The 21741-nt window shown below is 46.0% G+C and carries 17 protein-coding genes; 9 read left to right on the forward strand and 8 right to left on the reverse strand.

Going from position 1 to position 21741, the window contains the following annotated elements:
- Positions 1-140 precede the first annotated feature (140 nt).
- Complete coding sequence (gene hydF, locus MLE17_RS04460; RefSeq protein ID WP_243347435.1) at positions 141-1346, forward strand: [FeFe] hydrogenase H-cluster maturation GTPase HydF; 1206 nt, start codon at positions 141-143, stop codon at positions 1344-1346.
- 132 nt (positions 1347-1478) lie between these two features.
- The gene (gene hydE / locus MLE17_RS04465) at positions 1479-2558 is read left to right on the forward strand and encodes a [FeFe] hydrogenase H-cluster radical SAM maturase HydE (protein ID WP_243347436.1); all 1080 of its coding nucleotides are present in this window, start codon (positions 1479-1481) and stop codon (positions 2556-2558) included.
- Positions 2559-2635: 77 nt separating this feature from the next.
- On the opposite strand, the gene MLE17_RS04470 is transcribed toward hydE, so the two are convergent.
- The 3 genes from MLE17_RS04470 to MLE17_RS04480 all read right to left on the reverse strand — a co-directional run bounded on the left by MLE17_RS04470 (position 2636) and on the right by MLE17_RS04480 (position 6112).
- Positions 2636-3754 carry a DUF3410 domain-containing protein gene (locus tag MLE17_RS04470; RefSeq protein WP_243347437.1) on the reverse strand — a complete coding sequence of 373 codons (1119 nt, stop codon included), beginning with the start codon at positions 3752-3754 and terminating at the stop codon, positions 2636-2638.
- A gap of 147 nt (positions 3755-3901) precedes the next feature.
- Positions 3902-4810, reverse strand: coding sequence for an ATP-binding cassette domain-containing protein (locus MLE17_RS04475; RefSeq protein ID WP_243347439.1), 909 nt, complete (start codon positions 4808-4810; stop codon positions 3902-3904).
- A gap of 561 nt (positions 4811-5371) precedes the next feature.
- The gene (locus tag MLE17_RS04480; RefSeq protein ID WP_243347440.1) at positions 5372-6112 is read right to left on the reverse strand and encodes a hypothetical protein; all 741 of its coding nucleotides are present in this window, start codon (positions 6110-6112) and stop codon (positions 5372-5374) included.
- Between the two features lie 602 nt (positions 6113-6714).
- On the opposite strand from MLE17_RS04480, the gene MLE17_RS04485 reads away from it, so the two are divergent.
- Entirely contained in the window at positions 6715-7311 is a 597-nt protein-coding gene (locus MLE17_RS04485; RefSeq protein ID WP_243347441.1) for a hypothetical protein, read from the forward strand.
- 93 nt (positions 7312-7404) lie between these two features.
- On the opposite strand, the gene MLE17_RS04490 is transcribed toward MLE17_RS04485, so the two are convergent.
- On the reverse strand, positions 7405-9471 hold the full coding sequence (locus MLE17_RS04490; protein ID WP_243347442.1) for a DNA topoisomerase 3: 2067 nt from the start codon (positions 9469-9471) through the stop codon (positions 7405-7407).
- 194 nt (positions 9472-9665) lie between these two features.
- Between MLE17_RS04490 and MLE17_RS04495 the strand changes: the two genes are divergently transcribed.
- The 3 genes from MLE17_RS04495 to MLE17_RS04505 all read left to right on the forward strand — a co-directional run bounded on the left by MLE17_RS04495 (position 9666) and on the right by MLE17_RS04505 (position 13233).
- Positions 9666-10136 carry a nucleoside deaminase gene (locus MLE17_RS04495; RefSeq protein ID WP_243347446.1) on the forward strand — a complete coding sequence of 157 codons (471 nt, stop codon included), beginning with the start codon at positions 9666-9668 and terminating at the stop codon, positions 10134-10136.
- Positions 10137-10359: 223 nt separating this feature from the next.
- The gene (locus MLE17_RS04500) at positions 10360-12213 is read left to right on the forward strand and encodes a 2-oxoacid:acceptor oxidoreductase subunit alpha (RefSeq protein WP_243347450.1); all 1854 of its coding nucleotides are present in this window, start codon (positions 10360-10362) and stop codon (positions 12211-12213) included.
- A gap of 6 nt (positions 12214-12219) precedes the next feature.
- Positions 12220-13233 carry a 2-oxoacid:ferredoxin oxidoreductase subunit beta gene (locus tag MLE17_RS04505; RefSeq protein ID WP_243347451.1) on the forward strand — a complete coding sequence of 338 codons (1014 nt, stop codon included), beginning with the start codon at positions 12220-12222 and terminating at the stop codon, positions 13231-13233.
- Between the two features lie 189 nt (positions 13234-13422).
- Here the strand turns inward: MLE17_RS04505 and MLE17_RS04510 are convergent, their stop codons facing one another.
- The 3 genes from MLE17_RS04510 to MLE17_RS04520 all read right to left on the reverse strand — a co-directional run bounded on the left by MLE17_RS04510 (position 13423) and on the right by MLE17_RS04520 (position 16206).
- Entirely contained in the window at positions 13423-14079 is a 657-nt protein-coding gene (locus tag MLE17_RS04510; protein WP_243347455.1) for a hypothetical protein, read from the reverse strand.
- Between the two features lie 74 nt (positions 14080-14153).
- Positions 14154-14414, reverse strand: a complete 261-nt coding sequence (locus tag MLE17_RS04515) for a hypothetical protein (protein WP_243347456.1) — start codon at positions 14412-14414, stop codon at positions 14154-14156.
- 151 nt (positions 14415-14565) lie between these two features.
- Positions 14566-16206, reverse strand: coding sequence for a glutamate synthase-related protein (locus tag MLE17_RS04520; protein ID WP_243347459.1), 1641 nt, complete (start codon positions 16204-16206; stop codon positions 14566-14568).
- 372 nt (positions 16207-16578) lie between these two features.
- On the opposite strand from MLE17_RS04520, the gene MLE17_RS04525 reads away from it, so the two are divergent.
- Positions 16579-17184 carry a DUF4254 domain-containing protein gene (locus MLE17_RS04525; RefSeq protein WP_243347461.1) on the forward strand — a complete coding sequence of 202 codons (606 nt, stop codon included), beginning with the start codon at positions 16579-16581 and terminating at the stop codon, positions 17182-17184.
- Positions 17185-17278: 94 nt separating this feature from the next.
- Positions 17279-18310 carry a glycosyltransferase family 9 protein gene (locus MLE17_RS04530; RefSeq protein ID WP_243347463.1) on the forward strand — a complete coding sequence of 344 codons (1032 nt, stop codon included), beginning with the start codon at positions 17279-17281 and terminating at the stop codon, positions 18308-18310.
- A gap of 76 nt (positions 18311-18386) precedes the next feature.
- On the opposite strand, the gene MLE17_RS04535 is transcribed toward MLE17_RS04530, so the two are convergent.
- On the reverse strand, positions 18387-19427 hold the full coding sequence (locus MLE17_RS04535; RefSeq protein ID WP_243347464.1) for a LamG-like jellyroll fold domain-containing protein: 1041 nt from the start codon (positions 19425-19427) through the stop codon (positions 18387-18389).
- 271 nt (positions 19428-19698) lie between these two features.
- On the opposite strand from MLE17_RS04535, the gene metG reads away from it, so the two are divergent.
- The gene (gene metG, locus MLE17_RS04540) at positions 19699-21738 is read left to right on the forward strand and encodes a methionine--tRNA ligase (protein ID WP_243347466.1); all 2040 of its coding nucleotides are present in this window, start codon (positions 19699-19701) and stop codon (positions 21736-21738) included.
- The last annotated feature ends 3 nt before the right edge of the window (positions 21739-21741 follow it).

Below are 21741 nucleotides of genomic sequence, written 5' to 3' on the forward strand. Positions count from 1 at the left end.
CCCCTCCGAAGGAGGGGGAGCAAGACGCAAGCGATGAAAAAAGCTCAATTATTGAACCTTATAAATACACCCGCATCTCTTCCCCCTCCCCTTTGGGGAGGTCCCGAATAACTATCGGGAGGGGTGGGGTCCTTATTGTTATGAAAGGAAAAGACTTAAAACCGCATATCGGCATTTTTGGCCGACGGAATCTGGGCAAAAGCTCATTGATCAACCTGCTCTCGGGCCAGGATGTAGCTATCGTGTCGGAACAGGCAGGTACGACAACCGACCCTGTGAAGAAATCGGTAGAGATTTTCGGAATCGGTCCGGCTATCCTCGTGGACACCGCCGGGATCGACGACGAAGGAACATTGGGAGCAAAACGGGTAGAGCGCACCAAACAAGTACTGCCAACACTTGATGCTGCCTTGGTGGTAATGGCGCATAACTCATTTAACACAGAAGAGATTGAGCTCATTGAACAACTCAACAACTTCAGTGTCCCTTACGTGATTCTGCACCAGAAAAGCGACCTGGAAGAGCTCCAAACCGAGACTCTGAAGAAAATCCGCGCAGTGACTGAAGCTCCGGTCATCGAGACTAACACCATCGACCTCACCATGCGGGACAAAATCATCGAAGCGCTCAAACCGGTCATTCCGACCACTGCATTTGTAAAGCCACAACTGCTCGAAGGTTTGATTAAACCGAAAGATGTGGTGCTGCTGGTGACCCCGATTGACCTCGCGGCACCGGAAGGTCGCATGATTCTGCCTCAGGTGATGGCCCTGCGCGATGTGCTTGACCATGATGCGATTTGCGTGACGGTGAAAGAAACTGAACTGGAGGATTTTCTGAAAACAGGTATCCGTCCGGCATTGGTCATCACAGACAGCCAGGCCTTTGGACTGGTATCCAGGATAGTCCCGAAAGATATTCCGCTAACCGGATTCAGCATTGTCTTTGCCCGGTTTAAAGGTGATTTCGCCAACTTCATGAAAGGAACTGTCAAGCTGTCGCACCTCAACGACGGAGATAAGATCCTCATCCTCGAATCCTGTACCCATCAGGTCACCTGCGATGATATTGGCCGGGTGAAACTTCCGCGCTGGATTCGTGAGTTTTCGAAGAAAAACGTGGAGTTTGATGTTGTTTCCGGAAATGCACCGCTTCCGCAAGACCTGAGCCAATACGCGCTGGTACTGCAATGCGGCGGTTGCATGGTCACCCGTAAACAAATTATCAACCGACTGAAGATGGCTACCGACAAGGGCGTTGCCGTGACCAACTACGGCATGGCCATTGCTTATCTGCACGGTATTTTCGACCGGGTGACGGCTCCATTTGCCCATATCAACGAATAAACAAATAGCCTATTTTCACCACAGAGCTCCACAGAGCAAGACACGGAGAACCACAGAGAAATTAAAATCAACTCTGTGGTTCTCTGTAAAAAACCTCCGTGTCACTCTGTGATAAGGATTCTACCCTATAAAATGATTGAAACAATTCTCCAAAAAGGGACCTTCACCCGCGAGGACCTAATTGAACTCCTCAACGCGGAGGGCGAAGAGCGCCAGCTGCTGCTCCGACGTGCCGCCGAAGTCAAAGAGGCGGAAGTGGGCAACGTGGTCTATCTGCGGGGGCTGATTGAGTTCTCCAACCGATGCGCAAAAAATTGCCTCTACTGCGGCATCCGGTACGACAACAAATCGGTGCATCGCTATTCGGTTTCGGATGAGGAGATTCTGGAAGCGGCGAAATACGCTTACGGGCAGCGGTTCGGCTCCATCGTGTTGCAATCCGGTGAAATCGTCAGCCCTGTATTTACAGAACATGTGGAACGACTTCTACAGGAGATTAAAAAGTTATCCGACGGGGAACTGGGCATTACACTTTCCTGCGGCGAACAGAGTGAAGAGACTTATCGCCGGTGGTTTAAGGCCGGAGCGCACCGTTACCTGTTGCGCATCGAAAGTTCGACGCCGGAGTTATACGCAAAAATTCACCCGAATGATGAAAATCACAGTTATCAACACCGTGTGGATTGTCTGATGTTGCTCAATAAAATCGGCTACCAAGTGGGAACCGGAGTAATGGTGGGGCTGCCATTCCAAACGGTCGAACATCTGGCCAATGATTTGCTCTTTATGCGGGATCTGGACATCGACATGTGCGGTATGGGGCCATACATCGAACATCAGGAGACTCCGCTATATGCCTACAAAGAGACTCTTTGGCCGTTACAAAAGCGTTTTGACATGACGCAAAATATGGTGGCCATCCTCCGCATCATGATGAAGGATATCAACATCGCAGCGACCACCGCATTGCAGGCGATTGATAAGCTGGGAAGGGAAAAAGTGATCCGCACCGGAGCCAACATCATCATGCCCAATATCACTCCCGGCATTTACCGAAATGATTACAAGCTCTATGAAAATAAGCCCTGCACCGATGAAAATGCCGACGATTGCACCCGGTGCATCGAAGTGCGGGTAAAACTGGCGGATAACGAAGTGGGATTTGCCGAATGGGGGGACTCGAAACACTATAAGAAGAAAAAACGGAAGTAAATGTGATTTACTTCCGTTTTTTTGTTGAATCAAACACCTGACAGGTTTTAAAAAACCTGTCAGGTGTAAAACAGCAACTATTCTTCAATAATCTGAAATCCCAGTTTCCCGAGCAGCTCCTTCTCTTTTCCTACAGCCCCTATTACCTGATAAGCTTTAGGTTCGCGACGGAGGTAGTAATTATCGCGGAATGAAACGAACATGCCCGGGTCTTCCTTGAGACGGCGGGAATCGAGTTCGATATCATACGTTTTCAGGATGGCTTCCTCTATGCGGTAATTGACATTTTCACGCAGGTCAATAAGCGGATGAGGCGCAGCTGGAGGAACGATGCTGCTGATATCAATCGGCACATCGAAGAATTCCGATACATTTTCCAACGTAATGCGGGTCGCATTGAGCTTTCCGTCAGTTGAGAATCCTGCAATGTGCGGCGTTGCCAGAATGGCCTCCTTCAGCAATTCGCGGTTAATCTCCGGTTCATTTTCCCAACAATCAATAATAACACCTTCCACCAGGCTACATTTCAGGGCATGCAGCAACGCCGTTTCATCAATAATCCCTCCCCGGGCCGTATTGATGATGTATGGGTGTTTTTTCAACTGGTGGAAGAAATATTCGTTTGCCAAATGAAAGGTCTGGAACTCTCCCGCACGCACCATCGGGGTGTGAAAAGTGATGATGTCCGCTTCATTGGCGATTGTTTCCAAATCGACAAAACCATCCTTGCCCTCTTTGCGGGCACGGGGCGGGTCGTTGAGCAAGACACGCATGCCCAGCGCTTCGCACACACGGGCTACGCGGGTCCCGATATTACCGACACCGATGATACCAATGGTTTTTCCTTCGAGTTTGATGCGGGTCTTAGAAAGATGCATCAGAGTAGCCAGAATGTACTGGGTAACAGAATCGGCATTACATGCCGGAGCATTTTCCCACTCGATGTGATGAGCGGCACAATATTCACGGTCGATGTGGTCGAAACCGATATTGGCCGTACCGATAAACTCCACCGCACTACCTTCGAGCAGTTCACGGTTACACTTGGTGGGGGTTCGAACCAACAAGACGTTGGCATCCTTTATCGTATCGCGGTTAAATCCTTTGGCGGGAAGGTAGGTCACCTCCGCATAATTCTCGATGAGTCCTTTGAGCGCCGGAATTTTGTCATCCGCGGCGATGATGAGTTTCTTCATTATTTTAGGTTTTTATTGACCTCAAACAACGGCCTGTCTCCCCGTCATTCTCTTACCTGTCATGTCATTGTCTATAGATTAAACAAACTCCCTGGGGAGATGTTTTTCGCTTTTTTCAGTAGTTTGAAAAAATGTAGATATTCCCTGTTATCCCTTCTGCGTCAGGCGACCAAAGAGTTCTTCAAGGGTGAATTCCTTTCTTGTCAGAGTGAGGATTACCCATCCTTTTTCGACGGAGGTACGGAACAATGATTCGCGGATATCACTCTCCGCGGTGAGGCGATAGTATTTTCCGGAAACCTTTTCCACATTAATCACATCAGCCAAAGACTCCAGCTCTTCCACCGAAACTTCATTCAGAAACTCCACATCAATGCTCTGACGATTGGCACCGGTACGAAGCAGACGTTCGGTCAGGTCGTCGGCCACGATTTTTCCATCATTGATAATAATGGTGCGCTCGCACATAGCGGCAGCCTCTTGCAGGATGTGCGTGGAGAGGATAACGGTCTTCTCACGGCCCAGTTCGCGGATGAAGTTGCGGATTTCAATCAACTGGTTCGGGTCGAGACCGGTAGTAGGTTCATCCAGGATGAGTACTTCGGGGTCGTGCATCAACGCCTGGGCAAGTCCCACACGCTGTCGGTAACCTTTGGAAAGCTGGCCGATTTTCTTGGTTTGCTCTTTCGTCAGGCCCGTCTGTTCGATCAATTGGTCGATGCGTTGTTTTGCGTCTCCCTTCATTGGATAAAATCCGGCCGCAAACTCTAAATATTCACGCACGTACATATCGGGGTAAAGCGGGTTATTCTCGGGCAAATACCCAATCAGTCGCTTAACGGCCATCGGGTCGGTTGAGACATCTATCCCGCACACTTTAGCAGTACCTTCATCAGCAGCCAGCAGTCCGGTGATGATCTTCATCGTAGTAGATTTACCGGCACCGTTAGGCCCCAGGAAAGCGACCACCTCCCCTTTCGGGATGTCAAATCCGACGGAATGTAAGACCTGACGCTCGTCGTAGCTTTTGGATATATTATTGAGTTGAATGGACATGAATTTTACTTTAATGATTTAAGAAAATGGCACGCGGTTGACACAGATGCGACTGATTGGCACGGATTTTTTTCTCCAATATCGAAAAAGACTTCCGGAGCGAGACTTTCGGGAACCTTCGAAAGCTATCTGCATGCGTGCATTGCAAAACTACACAATGATTTTAAGAAACGGGAAAGTAGAGCAAAGGAAAATAGCAGAGTGAATCAGGTTTTTGTTTACCCCGGAGTTTATTCAATTCACCCCGGTCCAAAATATGGCTCCCCCAACGCAAATTATAGCAGACCCGATACAAAATAAAGTAACCCCGAAGTGAATTAAGGCGGCCCCAACACAAAATATAGCAGCTCTGATCCCAATTAAAGAAAGCGCAAAGCATAATAAAGCAACGTCGATGCGAATAAAAGCTTCACGGGAGTAAAATAAATAGATAACGATGGAATTTACCAACCTGAAAAGACAAAAAAAAGGGCCGCAGTGAAGGGTTATAAAACTGCGGCCCGGAAAACAATCAGCTACGACGGCAATCGCGTGATTGCATAGGGAAAATAGGTCTTTCCTCTAGTTATATGCGCGGAATTCCAATCCCGATACCTGATTGTACTGTACGCTCGATGCGCCAAAGAGCGATTTGATGTAACTTTTTGCCTTGGCAGCCACATCGACCAGCCCGGTTTCATCGGTATAAAGGAGTTGATTCCGTTGTAAGCGGGCATTCTTGAGATTCGCCTCGGAAGAGACCACATCTGAGTTCAATGCTTTCAACCTAGCGAGCAAAGTATTCAAAGCCTCCGTTTTCAGTTCAGCTTCATTGGGGTTAAATCCTGCTGCAACAAGCAGTTTTATCAGTTTGTCAAGGTTGTCAATCCGGTTGTCAAAACTTGTCTGGGCAGCCGAGATTTCATTCACCTCTTTGCCGGCAGCAATCAGGGCCGCTTTTTCTTCATCGGTCAGTTTGGAAGAGGTACGCACACCCCTGATTTTACGGATAACCGCCTTCACACCCTCCACCGTCTGTGGCAAAGCATCAGAGGCTTCGATGGCTCCGGAAAGACGGGAGCACAAGGCGCTTAGCGGATCAAAGGCATTGCGGCGAATATCGGATGCTACCTTATTCGCAGCCTCAGCGGTATTCACCAGCTCGAGTGAGTTCTGCGAAGAGGTCACCAGACCCTGAATCATGGCCGCTTTGAGGGACTCTTTGGATGGATTGTAGGCTTCACCATATCCGAGGATGAAGGTGTGCAGGGTAGCGAAGTTTGCTACGTTCTTAGCATGGCCGGTTTCGGAGGTACTTGACATAGATTTCGGTATTAATTATGAGTAAATGCGAAACACAAAAAGCAACTCGTTCAGAATCGTTTGCAATTATACAACTTATATTTGAATCCACACCATTTCTATTTAACATTTCGGCAAAACTTGCACAAAAAACATACTTTCTCTAATCCTAAAGAGTCAAAACCGGGATATTTTAGCCTATTTTTCATACTCACCCCTACAACTTCAGTTTTCCGGTTTAAAATATTTCATCTTTTTAATAGGACAACCAACGTAGAGTCCTATCTTTGCCGTGAAATAATCAGTCAAAATTCACAAAATCCACGAATACGATGATGAAGTACAAATACATTATTTCATCCAGCTATCGAAAATAAATGAGACTCAAACTCTTATATTAATATCAAAAACGAATATCCATACAATCCCATTTATGAACTTTACTCCGAAACAAAGAATCCTGATTTGCTTTCTTTCCATAACATTTCTCATTCCTGAAACACGAGCTCAGGTTAGCGAAATTATTAAACGGGAAAACCAATCCAATATTTGTATCCCGATTTTCAAACCGAAGCCACCTCTATACTGAAATATCATATCAGTCAGGGATTGCGTCATTCAAGATGAATAGTCTCAAAAGCTTGCTTGAGCGTGAAGTTTTCGACCATTATCCATTATACCGCAACTCGAGGCTATTTCCAATTGGCATTACACATACCATCCAAATCGGAAGAAAAGACCAGAACTGTGCTTATGGGATTGCGCTGGAATTCATCAATACCAGCAGCAAGACTGAACTCGCAACCGACAGCATCGGTGCTCCTACTGAAATCAAACTACACGGATACAATCTGGGATTTTATTACCAAAAAACGGTAAATACACTGATCATCAACGACTGCATGGTCGAATACGGATACCGGATAGACTGTGGACTCACGCGAACTCATATTGACATAAATAATCAACTTGACATTATCGGCGGAGTTTCAAATGATAAGTATGCCAGTAGAGGGTTCTTCGCCGAACCTTCTCTGTTTGTTCGCATACCTTGTAATGACTGGCTGAATATTGATGTAAGAGGAGGATATAACTTCAACGCCAATGGTGATATCGGAAACAAAAACGACACCTCTATCACGCTTTCTTTTAATGGCACGACCCAACATGTCAATTGGAGTGGATGGCGTCTGAAAGCCGGACTTGTCGCTAGTTTTTAAGATATCGAGCACTACCCCTTGATTCCCATCAAGGGGTAAATGGCTATGAATTTGAAACGAAAGGTAATCCCCGATTAGAATTGATGGGTAGAATTACTTCTCCCCTTCCTCAAACGGCCTCCGATAGGTACACCCGTTTTTCCATTCCGAGCAGCCATAGGCTGTTTTCCCCTTGATAATCGTTCCTTTGCCACACAACGGACAAATCTCCGGCTGTGATGTAACGGCAGGAGCCGTTGGAGCAGCAGGTTTTGCGGCTTCTGGTTTTGGTTCGGTTGGTTCTTTCTTTTTGCGAGGCGCTCGCTCTTTCTTCTCTTTCGGGGCTTTCGTTTCCTTTGGCTCTTCAAGCGCAGGAGCTTCCACACTCACCGAACGGTGCGAGGTATCGTATTTTACCTGATTCACCACATCCGTCACCATCGCTTTCAGCTCGTCTATAAACTGGCGGGCTTCAAAGCTGCCTTTTTCTATCTCACGGAGCTTCTTCTCCCAAAGACCGGTCAACTCCACCGATTTAAGCAGCTCCACGTCAATGACCCCAATCAGGTCAATGCCAGTCGGTGTGGCTACCAGATTTTTCTTTTCCTTGCGGATATAGTTGCGTTTAAAGAGCGTTTCGATAATGGCTGCACGGGTGGAAGGCCGGCCAATCCCGTTTTCCTTCAGGGCATCGCGCAATTCATCATCATCCACCTGTTTACCCGCCGTCTCCATCGCACGCAACAGGGTCGCTTCGGTGTAAGGCTTGGGTGGCTGCGTCCATTTCTCCCCTAAGGTAGGTTCGTGCGGACCGCTTTCGCCAATCTCAAACGCCGGCAGGATATTGTCATCGTCTTCGTCTTTCTTTTCGCTCTCCTCTTTTTCATCCGGTTTGTCTTTGGCAAAAACCACACGCCATCCCGGATCGAGAATCTGCTTTCCATTTACCTTAAACTCCACCTTATCCACTTCACCATTGACGGTCGTGGTCGAGATTTTACAGTCGGGGTAAAAGGCAGCAATGAAGCGACGTGCCACTAGGTCAAAGACCTTGCGTTCGTCGTTGGTCAGGTTATTGGGATGCACTCCCGTAGGTATAATAGCGTGGTGGTCGGTCACCTTGCTGTTGTCAAATACTTTCTTTGACTTGGGAATCTTTGCAGCCAAAACCGGAGCAGTCAGCTCTTCATAATCCTTCAGACCACGCAATGTGCCGGGCACTTTGGGGTAAATGTCATCGCTCAGAAAAGTGGTATCCACACGCGGATAGGTGGTCACCTTTTTCTCATAAAGTGACTGAATCAACTTCAATGTCTCATCAGCCGAGAAGCTAAACTTCTTGTTACACTCCACCTGAAGCGAGGTCAGGTCAAAAAGTCGTAGCGGCGCTTCGTTTCCTTTTTTGGTCGTAACGTTGGTTACGGTAAAAGGCGAGTTGCGCACCGTCTCCAGAAACTCCTGTCCCTCTTCCTGCGAAGTAAATTTTCCTTTGGCCGCCGAGAAGGTGGTATTGCGGTAGATGGTTTTCAGTTCCCAGTAAGGCTCTGGCTTGAAGTTCAGGATTTCGAGCTGGCGATTTACAATCAGGGCTAAGGTCGGCGTCTGTACCCGACCGATGGAAAGTACGCTTTTGTTCTTACCATATTTTAGGGTAAATAGGCGCGTCGCATTCATGCCCAGCAACCAGTCGCCGATAGCACGCGAAAGCCCCGCTTCATACAGGCTTTGAAATTCAGCATTCGTGTGCAGCTTTTCAAAACCTTCGCGAATAGCCTCTTCCGTCAGGGAAGAAATCCAGAGGCGGAAAATGGGACAGGAACATTGCGCCTTTTGCAATACCCAGCGCTGTATCAGCTCTCCCTCCTGGCCGGCATCACCACAGTTTATCACCATTTCGGCGTTTTTCACCAATCCTTCGATTATGCGGAATTGTTTTTCGTAACCATCATTAGCAATGACACGGATACCAAAACGGGGAGGCATCATCGGCAAATAGGCCAATGACCACTGCTTCCATTCGGGTAAATATTCGTGGGGCTCCTTCAGCGTACAAAGGTGACCGAATGTCCAGGTGACCTGGTAACCATTCCCTTCGAAGTAGCCATCCTTCTTGGTTTTGGCGCCTAATATCTGGGCGATTTCACGGGCGACACTGGGTTTTTCGGCGATGCACACTTTCATGATTCTGTGGATTTCTGAGCAATTAATGAGTACAAAGATACTCATTCGACCGTTCTCAGAGAAAATTAAGGATAGAGTTATTTTTTCTTCAAATTACAAATAGGCGACTTGTGTAGTGAACATTCTGGTTCGAAATATTGTAACTTTATTTGCTCTGCCCGAACAGGAGCTTAAAAACACCAAGAAACAAACCCATGGACAAGCATTTAATCTATATAAACGAGGCCATCCGGTTGGCGGTCGATAATGTAAGCAACGGTGGCGGCCCATTTGGCGCCGTGATTGTAAAAGATGGCGAGATCATCGCCCGTTCCGCTAATACCGTTACGCAGACCAATGACCCGACAGCCCATGCCGAAGTCAACGCCATCCGTGAAACCTGCCGCCGGTTGGAAACATTTCACCTTGAGGGGTGTGTGATTTATTCCAGCTGCGAACCCTGCCCCATGTGCCTTTCAGCCATCTATTGGGCACGGATAAGCGAGGTATATTATGCAGCTACCCGGGAGGATGCCGCGGAAAGTGGCTTTGACGATTCCCTCATTTACGACGAAATCACCAAACCACCCGGCAAGCGGATTATTTCATTTATCCAAATGAAAGTTGACGAAATGGTAAAACCCTTTCGCATCTGGCAAGAATACGAGGACAAAACCCGTTATTAAGAAACAAATTATACAAGCAATATACACAAATCATTGTATAAATGCGTGTTAGATGTAAATTTTATTCGTTTTGACCTTCGGTTTCATTGTCAGTCGCACTTATTTTGCGTACCTTTGTGCGCTGATAAAATGTAAGTTTTTCGACCTGTTTTGTTCGAAAATATAACGATAGACGCTTTTTGTTTTTCCTTTTGAAAATTTTAAATTCGAAATATAGATTCTTATGGCGGTACACGAAAAAGTAAAAGAGTTGGATAGCGTGGTGATCCGATTCTCCGGTGACTCCGGCGATGGAATGCAGTTGGTGGGTAACATCTTCTCAAATCTGTCGGCCACACTGGGTAACGAAATCTCGACGTTTCCCGATTATCCTGCGGAAATGCGCGCACCACAGGGAACTCTGGGCGGAGTTTCCGGCTTCCAGGTTCAGATTGGTGCTAAAAATGTATATACACCCGGAGACAAAGCCGATGTGTTGATCGCAATGAACCCGGCTGCTCTTAAGGCTAATGCCAAATCTCTCAAGCCACATTCTGTAGTTATCATTGATGAAGATTCATTTACCGATAAAGACCTGAAAAAGGCCGACTTCAAAACCGAAAATCCATTCGAAGAACTGGGATTGACCCAAATCCAGGTTGTCCCAACTCCGATCACCAATCTGGTGAAGCTAAGCCTTGAAGGCCTCGGCGTGGAAGGAAAAGCTGCTCTTCGTTCTAAAAATATGTTCGCACTCGGTCTGGTTTGCTGGTTATTTAACCGCTCCATCGAAAGCGTAACTCCTTTCCTCGAAGCTAAATTCGCTAAAAAACCGGCGGTACTTCAAGCTAACCTGAAAGTATTGAATGACGGTTTCAACTATGGTGCAAATACTCACGCATCAATCTCTACATACCACGTGGAAGTGGCTGAAGAGCAGGAAAAAGGTATCTTCACCGACGTAAACGGAAACAATGCAACCGCTTACGGATTGGTTGCAGCTGCTGAAAAAGCAGGTCTGGAACTTTTTCTTGGCAGCTACCCTATTACTCCGGCAACTGATATTCTTCATGAATTGTCAAAACGCAAAGAACTGGGAGTAAAAACCGTTCAATGCGAAGACGAGATTGCAGCTATCTGTACCGCTATTGGCGCAAGCTTTGCCGGTGATCTGGCCGTAACCACGACTTCAGGACCGGGTCTGGCATTGAAAGGCGAAGCGATCGGTCTGGCTGTAATGGCTGAATTACCGTTGGTGATTATTGACGTACAGCGTGGTGGTCCATCTACCGGCCTTCCTACCAAAACCGAGCAAGCTGACCTGATGCAGGCGCTTTATGGCCGTAACGGTGAAAGCCCTGCAGTAGTAGTTGCCGCTAAGACTCCGACCGACTGTTTCGATATGGCGTTCTACGCTTCAAAAATTGCATTGGAGCACATGACTCCGGTAATCCTGTTGACCGACGGTTTCATCGCAAACGGTTCATCTGCATGGAAAATCCCTAACCTTGATGATTATCCTGCCATCAATCCTCCATACGTTTCCGCCGATATGGCTGAAGGCTGGAAACCTTACAAACGTAACGAAGAAACAATGGTACGCTATTGGGCTAAACCGGGCATTCCGGGATTCGAGCACCGCGTAGGTGGTCTTGAAAAAGATTACGATACGAGCGTCATCTCTACCGATCCGGCTAACCACCAGAAGATGACCAACGCCCGCCAGGCTAAAATCGACAACATCGCGAATTTCATCCCTGCTCTTGAAGTAGAAGGAAATCCGGAAGCTGATGTACTTGTTGTGGGTTGGGGCGGTACTTACGGTCACCTCCACACTGCAGTAGAGAAGATGAACGAAAGCGGCAAGAAAGTAGCATTGGCTCACTTCCAATACATCAATCCACTACCGGCAAACACCGCCGAAGTATTGAAGAAATACAAAAAGATCGTGGTATGCGAGATCAACATGGGTCAATTGGCTGGTCACCTGCGCATGAAAGTGCCGGGAATCCAGTTGGAGCAATTCAACAAGGTACAAGGCCAACCGTTCATGGTAAGCGAATTGGTAGATTGTTTCACTAAACTGATTGAGGAATAATAAACGATGGAAAATAAACAATATACTGCCGGCGATTTTAAGAGCGCCGCAAAAGTAACCTGGTGTCCGGGTTGCGGTGACTTTGCAATCCTTAGTTCACTGCAAAAAGCAATGGCGGAGTTGAAACTTACGCCTGAGAACACGGCTGTTATTTCAGGTATCGGATGTTCTTCACGTCTGCCTTACTTCATGGCGACCTACGGTTTCCACACCATCCACGGACGTGGTTCGGCTATCGCTACCGGCGTAAAAGTGGCTAATCCAGACTTGTCTGTATGGCAAATCACCGGCGACGGCGACTGTCTTGCTATCGGTGGTAACCACTTCATCCACGCAGTACGTCGTAACGTGGACCTGAACATCATCCTGATGAACAACAAGATCTACGGTCTGACCAAAGGACAATACTCTCCTACTACAGAGCGTGGCTACGTGACCAAAACCTCTCCATACGGAACTATCGAAGATCCGTTTGTTCCGGCGGAGCTGACTATGGGTGCACGTGGTAACTTCTTCGCACGCTCGATTGATGTTGACTTGTCGACTACATTCGATTGTATGATCGAAGCAGCCAAACACAAAGGCGCATCAGTAGTGGAAGTCCTTCAGAACTGCGTAATCTTTACCGATGGCGTTCACGACTACTATTCAGATAAAGAGACCCGTCCGGATCGTACCATTCTCCTGAAACACGGTGAGAAAATGATCTTCGGCGCTAACCGCGACAAAGGCCTTGTGCTTGACGGATTGAAACTTAAAGTGGTTACGATCGGCGAAAACGGCATTACCCAGGAAGACATCCTGACTCACGATGCCACCGAAGCGGACAACGCTCTTCACTACAAGCTTGCACTGATGCACAACGAAGGCCTGCCATTGGCTATCGGTGTAATCCGTAATGTTGAAGCCCCTGTTTACGATCAGGAGGTGAAAGCGCAAATCGCAGAGGTACAAGCAAACAAACCTCAACGTAAACTACGCGATTTCTTGCTTAGCGGCGAGACCTGGGAAGTGAAATAATTTCACACAACTCAAATATCAGAAAAGGCGAATACCCCTACGGCGTTCGCCTTTTTCATTTTCTATCCAGAGAAAATGTTTCAAAATCCGGATTCGGAGAAATACAAAAAAACCGGACGCTCTTCACAGAGAATCCGGCATAAACCATTTTTATTCACACAATGTAATGAGTATAGTAACAAGTATCTTTTATCTCACAATCTTGCCCAGCACTTCCAGCAACTGGGGTTTATCTTCGAGGGCGATACGCGCTACGGCGTAAAACTCGCCCATCCATTCATCTAATTGGGCAAAAGCGGCATCCTTCGTATCGGTAGCCGCCTGCGATTCGCCCGACTCACGCAGGAATTCCGCACGAGCTTTTTCCACGACAGCGATTTGTGCCAATCCGGCAGCGACATCCTCTGCGGTCACTTTAAGCCGGCTTATCTTTTGCAATAAAGCAGCATCCTCATTGAGGGTGGTATAGAATTTACGGATCGTTTCAATCCATGAAATGTAAGCCTTGGGCATTGCAGAATCAATGCTTAATTTGCTGCTTGCATCAGTATCTTTAGAGAAAACCACTTTTGCCTTTTTCCGAAGCAGGGAATAGTTTGTATCCAGCTTCTCCTTTTCTGCTTTAAAGATTGAGGAAGCTTGCGTTGATTCATCATCTTCCCGCTTGTTATCATCATAAGCTTTCCGAGTGGCAGAATAAATCTGTTTGCCTTCTCCGATTTTCACCTGGTCATAACCAAATTCTTCGAGTTCGGCTTTGATTTCAGGTTGTGCGTCTGCATTTTCCAGAGATACACGGTATTGCTCGAGAATCTCTGTTTCTGATTTGGTTTGTTTTGTCGCCATGGTGGTAAATTTAGAATATTAGTAATTGACAGTTAAATCCCTTTGATTATGAGTTTATTTCACATATTCCGCGACTAATATAGGGATTTTTTATCAATACAATGCCAAATGAAGAAAATTCTTACATGATACTCCATTAAAAAACAAGTACTGGTGGCTTCCTTAACGCCACTCTTGTGTTCCTTAGCATACTTTGCCCTTTCCTTTACACCGTTTATGCACTCCTTAAGACTGATTGTGCATTCCTTAACGCCCACCATGGCCTCCTTAAGGCCGCTCTTGTGTTCCTTAACATACTTTTCGTTCTCCTCAACGATGCATAGGGTATTTGACATAACCCATTTCCCACTTTAGAGCAACATACCCAATAAATAGAGCGTGAAAAAAGGAATAAGAGTTGATATCCAATGGACAATAAGATATTTCCTCAATATAAAAACCGGATGCCGATGAGACATCCGGTTTGAGATTATTGCGGTTAGCAGATTACGCCATCAATACCGCTTTCGCTTCAGCATCCAGTGCATCGGTCATGAATGGAATACCTGTAACATCTGTCGTTTCGCGATTAGCTGAGATCAGGTCATTGCGAGTCAGTTCGTTGAGATTGAACTTCCGTGCACCGGCCATGAACTGTTGTAATCCTCCAGCCAGCTTGTCGGCATAACCACACATGGCAATGGCTCCAAACGGGATGTGCTTCATCTCTTCAGCACCTACCCTATTTTTTACATTTTCCCACATGGTGAAAATCTCTTCCGGATAAATACCATACTCCGAAACACTTGCCGGCAGCGTATCCCAATGCCCGTTGAGCTGAGCTTTCCGTTCAGGGAAGAAAGTACCTTCAATGTTACTGCCGAGGAATCCGGCAATCATTGGCGCACGACCCAGGCAAACCATCTTGGTATATGGCGCTCCAAGTGAAAGGGCTTTAAACAGATGGTCTTCGCGGGCAAATCCTCCGGCGAACGATATGTCAGGCGGCGTGATGCCTCTGTTTTTCAGGATTTCACAATATTCATAAGCTTTGGCATGAAGTGCAAGCGATGGGATTCCCCAGTGCTGCATCATATTCCACGGGCTCATACCGGTACCGCCACCTGCACCGTCAATGGTCAACAGATCGAGTTTGGCATCTGCGGCAAAACGAATGGCAATAGCCAGATTTTCCATACCATAGGCTCCCGTTTTGAGGGTGATACGTTTAAATCCCAGCTTGCGCAGATAGGCGATGCTGCTCATGAAGTCTTCCCGTACAGCCTCCACGTTATGCTTATTGGTAGCGCCGAGCCGACTGTGGCGGGCGAAAGAACTGATCGCCTTATTTTTGAATGCCTGTATTACGACAGGATCATACGGATCGGGGTCTACGATATAACCACGATCTTTGAGGAACTGGGCATTTTCGAGCTGTTTGACCTGAATCTCACCACCGATATCTTTCGCTCCTTGTCCCCATTTCAGTTCAATGATGACGTTATTCCCATATTTGTCAATCAAATACTCGGCAACACCATTGCGGGTATCTTCCACATTCATCTGAACGATAATCGCTCCGTATCCGTCGTAATAACGCTCGAAATACTGGATACGACGTTCAAGCTCGGGGGCAGATTTTATACGGCCTTTTTCCAATACGGATGCTTTATCCACCCCGACCACATTTTCACCTACCACGATAGGAATTCCGCACAAAGCAGCCCCCACGGCAAAGGAAGGCCAGTAACGGGCAGCGACAAATGTCGAACCCAACGCACCGGTCATGATGGGCATGCGGTTTTTGGTCTTCATCTCCAGGCCAAATTCAGTCTCAAGGCTGATATTTGTAAAAATGCAATCGTCGGGATTGTCGGTCAGATTTGCCGGAATTCCGTTAGAACCGTAGGCATAGCCTTGGATTCGCAGCGCGTGATAACCAACACCTACCGATGTCACATTAGCGGCTCCGGAGGTGATGTAACCGAATTTTCTCGGGTAAAGCATCTTCCGGCCTTCCAGACAGGAGAGCCAGGTTTCACACTTGCCTTTGCAGGCTGAATCACATAACGTACACAAACCTGACTCGCAGGGAATTCCCCGATTGACTGTCCCGAGGGCATCGTTGTTTTTAGTCCATTCAAACATACCTATGCGTTTTTAAGATTGATATTAGATCTATCCGGGGATTTAGACAGCGGATAATTATTTTGGCTAGTTAATACATTTGCAAAATAAACATAAATATCGGATTTACAATGACAATATGATATCAAACATATAATCACAACGAGGTATACCCATACATTTAATATCAAAATGACACTCGCCAGCCATTTAAGGGTATGAAGTTTCAATGCGAATATTGATCAATTAAAAGACAGTAAGGATGAGTGTTTGTTTGCTTGATATTAACCCAAACGAGGATTATTTCAGGCAGAGTTACCCTCTCTATTTGATTATTAACGAAACAATTAGTAAGTTTGTCCGTTCAAATTCTACCACATAAACCCCGTTATTATGTCATTTAGCCAAAAAAGCTATGCAATTTTCGCAGATAGTACGAAGCAATACCACGTTACAGACGATGTGGATGCGGTAATGCAAAACCCTTACGAGTTCCAAACCATCGAATATTTCCTCTATCTCAAAAACTGGATTGATGCCGTACAATGGCACCTTGAAGATATCGTCCGCGACCCGAATATTGATCCTGTCAAAGCATTGGAAATCAAACGTCGCATTGACAAATCGAATCAGGAACGTACCGATTTGGTTGAATTAATCGATAGCTACTTTCTCGACAAATACAAAAACGCCATGCCATTGGCCGATGCGACAATCAACACAGAAAGTCCGGCATGGGCGGTTGACCGTCTTTCGATCCTTGCATTGAAGATTTACCACATGCAGCAAGAGGTGGATCGTCCCGATGCGACTGTGAAGCATATCGCTCAATGTCAGACCAAGCTGAATATCCTGCTTGATCAGCGCGAAGACCTGACTACCGCTATCGACCAATTGTTGGCCGACATCGAAGCCGGTAAAAAATACATGAAGGTGTACAAACAGATGAAGATGTATAATGATCCGGCTCTCAATCCGGTTCTTTACGGTAAAAAGTAATCTTCCACTGATGATATTTCCCCGATAAGCCGATCATCAGGTCGGCTTATTTTTTTCTCCAAACGGTTCCTCAATATTATTTCCAGCTTTAAACATGAAGAAAATTCTGATCATTCGCTTTTCCGCATTAGGAGATGTGGCCATGACCATTCCGATTACCTATTCGTATGCCCGTCAGAATCCCGATGTAGAAATTGTTTTTTTATCAAAACCTTCATTGACGAAGCTGTTCTTCAACGCGCCTAAAAACTTTCGACTCATCACCATCGACGCACAAGGCCGCCACAAAGGCTTTTTCGGGCTGTTCCGGCTATTTCTGGAATTAAAGAAGGAAAAGTTTGATGCGGTTATTGATCTGCACAGCGTATTGCGCAGCCACTTTCTCAGCAGGCTGTTCCGACTGATCGGCGTCAAAACAGCAACTGTACACAAAGGCCGGGCTGAAAAGGAGCGTCTGACCCACAAGCACGACAAGCATTTCCATCAATTGGCTACTTCATTTGATCGTTATCTGAAAACGTTTCATGATGCGGGTATCGACTTCAAGCCTGATTTCGAGTCCATCTTCGAAGACGGAAAAGGCGATTTGACATTGTTGGCTGATTTTCTCCCAGAGAAAAGGGGGAAATGGATCGGGATTGCCCCGTTTGCCAAGCATAAAGGTAAAATCTATCCGCTGGAGAAAATGGAAGAGGTGGTGGGCAAATTAAGTAAAGAGTCGGTGAAAATATTCCTGTTCGGTGGAGGAGAGAGCGAAAAAGTCATTCTGGAAAAATGGGCAGCAACTTACCCTAATACCATTTGCACGATCGGCAAAATCAACATGGAGAAGGAGCTTCACCTGATGAGCCACCTCGACGGTATGATTACGATGGACTCGGGTAATATGCACATGGCATCATTGGTTAACTGTCCGGTGATCTCCATCTGGGGAGCGACTCACCCGTATGCCGGATTCTACGGATGGCAGCAAGCGAAGGAAAATGCTGTTCAGCTAGACCTTTCGTGTCGTCCTTGCTCGGTATTCGGAGATAAACCCTGCCACAGAGGCGATTATGCATGTTTGAATCAGATAACTCCGGATGCAATTGTAGCGCAGGTCAAGCGGCTCTTTTTAAAGAAGTAAAATGAACCCCAAAATAAAAAAGGAGATAAAGTTCGCAATGAGCTTTATCTCCTTTTTTATTTGAGGTTTCCGATTTTTATTTCTCAAGAATTATTTTCCGGACATCCACCAGCTTCTTATTCCTATCAAATATCTGGATGAAGTACGTGCCATCTTCCCCAAGTGCACTGGTATTTATATCGATGTTATTCTGCGTAAAGTTGCTTTTATACACCGCTAACCCTAATGAGTTAATAATTGACAAAGAGCTTTCCTGTAAACCATCAATATCATTAATGCTAATATGGATTACATCATGAGTCGGATTTGGATAAACTTTGATTTCATTGAGTTTAGTAGTATTGGTAGCTGATTTAAGTGAGTTCTTGATGATAAGTGTGTCTGTTACAGCTACTTTAACTGTGTCGTATTTAATGTAGGAACATGGAGAGTCATAATAAAGAGCTTCAACTTCCGTTTTGCTCAAAGCTCTGTTGTAGATTCTAATGTCATCTAATGCTCCTTTGAAATAATGTCCGTCAGAATCGCCATCTCGTCCAAACGCTAATCCATTACTATATTGATAAGGAAAATACAATGCATTATAACCAGTGCCAGTTGATGTTGCTACAAGATTATTATCCAGATAAGTATTTAATGTGTAGCCATCATAGGTCATTGCCCCATGATGCCAGATACTATCATTGCATTTGGTCTGAACAAGGTTACTACAGCTTCCGCCCGTTCCATAAAAACAGAAATTGTGAAATGGCACATCCCCATCACTACTTGTCGCATTCATCACAAACCCATAGCCATTCAAACGATCTCTAATCATTGACATAGTTGATGTTTTGCTATTGGAGATAAACCAGAAGGAAACAGATATGATACTTGGTCTCAGGCCATATCCAATCCAAATATAATCATTTACGCCATCAAAGCTATAAGCTCTATTCGGGTTACCAAATCGGTCTTTAACCAGAGTTGCCCCATAAACTGTTCCGTTAACATTGCTGTTACTTTCATCATTAGCATTTCCATTGAAAGACCAGCATCCGATGAGCCCTTTTATTGGCATTTGTGCCATAGTTGCCATCGTGACAAATAACAAACTACATAGTAAAATCTTTTTCATGTCTCTTATTGTGTTTAATTAATAATAAAACCTCGCATATTTGGCAAAGGTAGCCTTATTTATGATAAATATCATGTATTTGGATTTTGTTTGTTGTGTTTTCACTCATATCATTTTAGAAAATCAGGCTCAAGGGTTATATTTTAAAACCAAATTACGTGCAATATAAATATCGTAACCAGACAATCAACATGAAGGATGACAGTAAAGTAAAGACAAAAAGCAGAATTTTTCCTACCTTTGCGCATTCAAGAAAAAAAGAGAATACGCGATGGAAAAGAAATTCAAAAGAACGCTCATTACCACTGCATTACCTTATGCTAACGGCCCGGTTCACATCGGCCACTTAGCTGGTGTGTATGTGCCTGCAGATATTTATGCCCGTTATTTACGTTTGAAAGGCGAAGAAGTCCTCATGATCGGCGGAAGCGACGAACATGGAGTGCCCATCACCATCAAGGCTAAAAACGAAGGCATTACTCCGCAGGATGTGGTGGACCGTTACCACTCCATCATCAAGAAATCATTCGAAGACCTCGGTATTTCGTTTGATATATATTCCCGTACCACTTCTGACATTCACAAAAAAACGGCTTCCGATTTCTTCAAAAAGCTTTACGATAAAGGCGAATTTATTGAGAAGACTTCGGAGCAATATTACGACGAAGAGGCAAAACAATTCCTCGCCGACCGTTACATCACCGGCATTTGCCCGCATTGTAAAAATGAACGTGCTTACGGTGACCAATGCGAGGCTTGCGGAACTTCCCTGAATGCTACCGACCTGATTAATCCGAAATCAACCATCACCGGTGCCACTCCCGTGATGAAAGAGACCAAGCACTGGTATCTTCCGCTGGATAAGCACGAAGGCTGGTTGCGCCAATGGATTCTCGAAGACCACAAAGAGTGGAAAACCAACGTGTATGGTCAATGCAAATCATGGCTCGATATGGGATTGCAACCCCGTGCCGTGAGCCGTGACCTTGACTGGGGCGTGCCTGTCCCGGTGGAAGGTGCTGAGGGCAAAGTGCTCTACGTGTGGTTTGATGCACCTATCGGATACATCTCCAATACCATCGAGCTTCTTCCTAACGACTGGGAAAAATGGTGGAAGAGCGAAGACTCAAAGATCGTTCACTTCATCGGAAAAGATAATATCGTATTCCACTGCATCGTTTTCCCGGCGATGTTGAAAGCGGATGGCACTTACCAACTGCCTGAAAACGTTCCTTCAAACGAATTCCTCAACCTTGAAGGAGACAAAATATCCACCTCCCGCAACTGGGCGGTATGGCTGCACGAGTACCTCGAAGAGTTTCCGGGCAAACAGGACGTACTTCGTTACGTGCTGACCGCCAACGCTCCCGAAACTAAAGACAATGACTTTACCTGGAAAGACTTTCAGGCCCGCAACAACAATGAGCTTGTAGCTGTCCTTGGTAACTTTGTGAACCGTGCGATGGTGTTGACTCAGAAATATTTTGACTGCAAAGTTCCTGCTTGTGGTGAATTGACTGATTACGACCGCGCAACGTTGGCTGACTTTGCCGATGTGAAAAAATACGTGGAGGATTACCTCAATCAATACCGTTTCCGTGATGCACTGAAAGAGGCGATGAACCTTGCCCGCATTGGTAACAAATACCTGGCGGATACCGAACCGTGGAAGCTGGCGAAAACCGACATGGAGCGCGTGGCTACTATCATGAATATTTCGCTGCAAATCACTGCTAACCTGGCGATTGCTTTCGAACCATTCCTTCCATTTAGTGCGCAGAAAATGCGTGACTTCCTCGGTATGGATAAATTCGATTGGGCTGAACTGGGGCGCACTAACATCCTGGCAACCGGTACTCAATTGCAATCACCGGAATTGTTATTCGAGAAAATCGAAGACAGCGTGGTGGAAGCTCAGGTACAGAAACTGCTCGATACCAAAAAAGCAAACGAAGCGGCCAACTACAAAGCCAATCCGATTCGTGAAAACATCGACTTCGAGGATTTCATGAAACTGGACATCCGTGTGGGAACCGTTTTGGAATGCCAGAAAGTACCAAAAGCAGATAAACTACTTCAGTTCAAAATAAATGACGGACTCGAAACCCGCACCATCGTTTCCGGAATTGCAAAACATTATGCTCCCGAAGATTTGATTGGCAAACAGGTGTGTTTCATCGCTAACCTTGCCCCACGCAAGCTGAAAGGCATCATGTCAGAAGGAATGATTCTTTCGGCTGAAAACCATGACGGCGGATTATCGGTAATCATGCCGAGCCGTGAAGTGAAACCGGGTAGCGAAGTAAAATAATCT

This window comes from Parabacteroides sp. FAFU027 (assembly GCF_022808675.1).
In the GTDB taxonomy this organism is placed as follows: domain Bacteria; phylum Bacteroidota; class Bacteroidia; order Bacteroidales; family UBA7332; genus CAXXIC01.

Coding starts and splice junctions, on each gene's coding strand:
- hydF (WP_243347435.1), top strand. CDS start 141: ATGAAAGGAAAAGACTTAAAACCGCATATCGGCATTTTTGGCCGACGG.
- hydE (WP_243347436.1), top strand. CDS start 1,479: ATGATTGAAACAATTCTCCAAAAAGGGACCTTCACCCGCGAGGACCTA.
- MLE17_RS04470 (WP_243347437.1), bottom strand. CDS start 3,754: ATGAAGAAACTCATCATCGCCGCGGATGACAAAATTCCGGCGCTCAAA.
- MLE17_RS04475 (WP_243347439.1), bottom strand. CDS start 4,810: ATGTCCATTCAACTCAATAATATATCCAAAAGCTACGACGAGCGTCAG.
- MLE17_RS04480 (WP_243347440.1), bottom strand. CDS start 6,112: ATGTCAAGTACCTCCGAAACCGGCCATGCTAAGAACGTAGCAAACTTC.
- MLE17_RS04485 (WP_243347441.1), top strand. CDS start 6,715: ATGAATAGTCTCAAAAGCTTGCTTGAGCGTGAAGTTTTCGACCATTAT.
- MLE17_RS04490 (WP_243347442.1), bottom strand. CDS start 9,471: ATGAAAGTGTGCATCGCCGAAAAACCCAGTGTCGCCCGTGAAATCGCC.
- MLE17_RS04495 (WP_243347446.1), top strand. CDS start 9,666: ATGGACAAGCATTTAATCTATATAAACGAGGCCATCCGGTTGGCGGTC.
- MLE17_RS04500 (WP_243347450.1), top strand. CDS start 10,360: ATGGCGGTACACGAAAAAGTAAAAGAGTTGGATAGCGTGGTGATCCGA.
- MLE17_RS04505 (WP_243347451.1), top strand. CDS start 12,220: ATGGAAAATAAACAATATACTGCCGGCGATTTTAAGAGCGCCGCAAAA.
- MLE17_RS04510 (WP_243347455.1), bottom strand. CDS start 14,079: ATGGCGACAAAACAAACCAAATCAGAAACAGAGATTCTCGAGCAATAC.
- MLE17_RS04515 (WP_243347456.1), bottom strand. CDS start 14,414: ATGTCAAATACCCTATGCATCGTTGAGGAGAACGAAAAGTATGTTAAG.
- MLE17_RS04520 (WP_243347459.1), bottom strand. CDS start 16,206: ATGTTTGAATGGACTAAAAACAACGATGCCCTCGGGACAGTCAATCGG.
- MLE17_RS04525 (WP_243347461.1), top strand. CDS start 16,579: ATGTCATTTAGCCAAAAAAGCTATGCAATTTTCGCAGATAGTACGAAG.
- MLE17_RS04530 (WP_243347463.1), top strand. CDS start 17,279: ATGAAGAAAATTCTGATCATTCGCTTTTCCGCATTAGGAGATGTGGCC.
- MLE17_RS04535 (WP_243347464.1), bottom strand. CDS start 19,427: ATGAAAAAGATTTTACTATGTAGTTTGTTATTTGTCACGATGGCAACT.
- metG (WP_243347466.1), top strand. CDS start 19,699: ATGGAAAAGAAATTCAAAAGAACGCTCATTACCACTGCATTACCTTAT.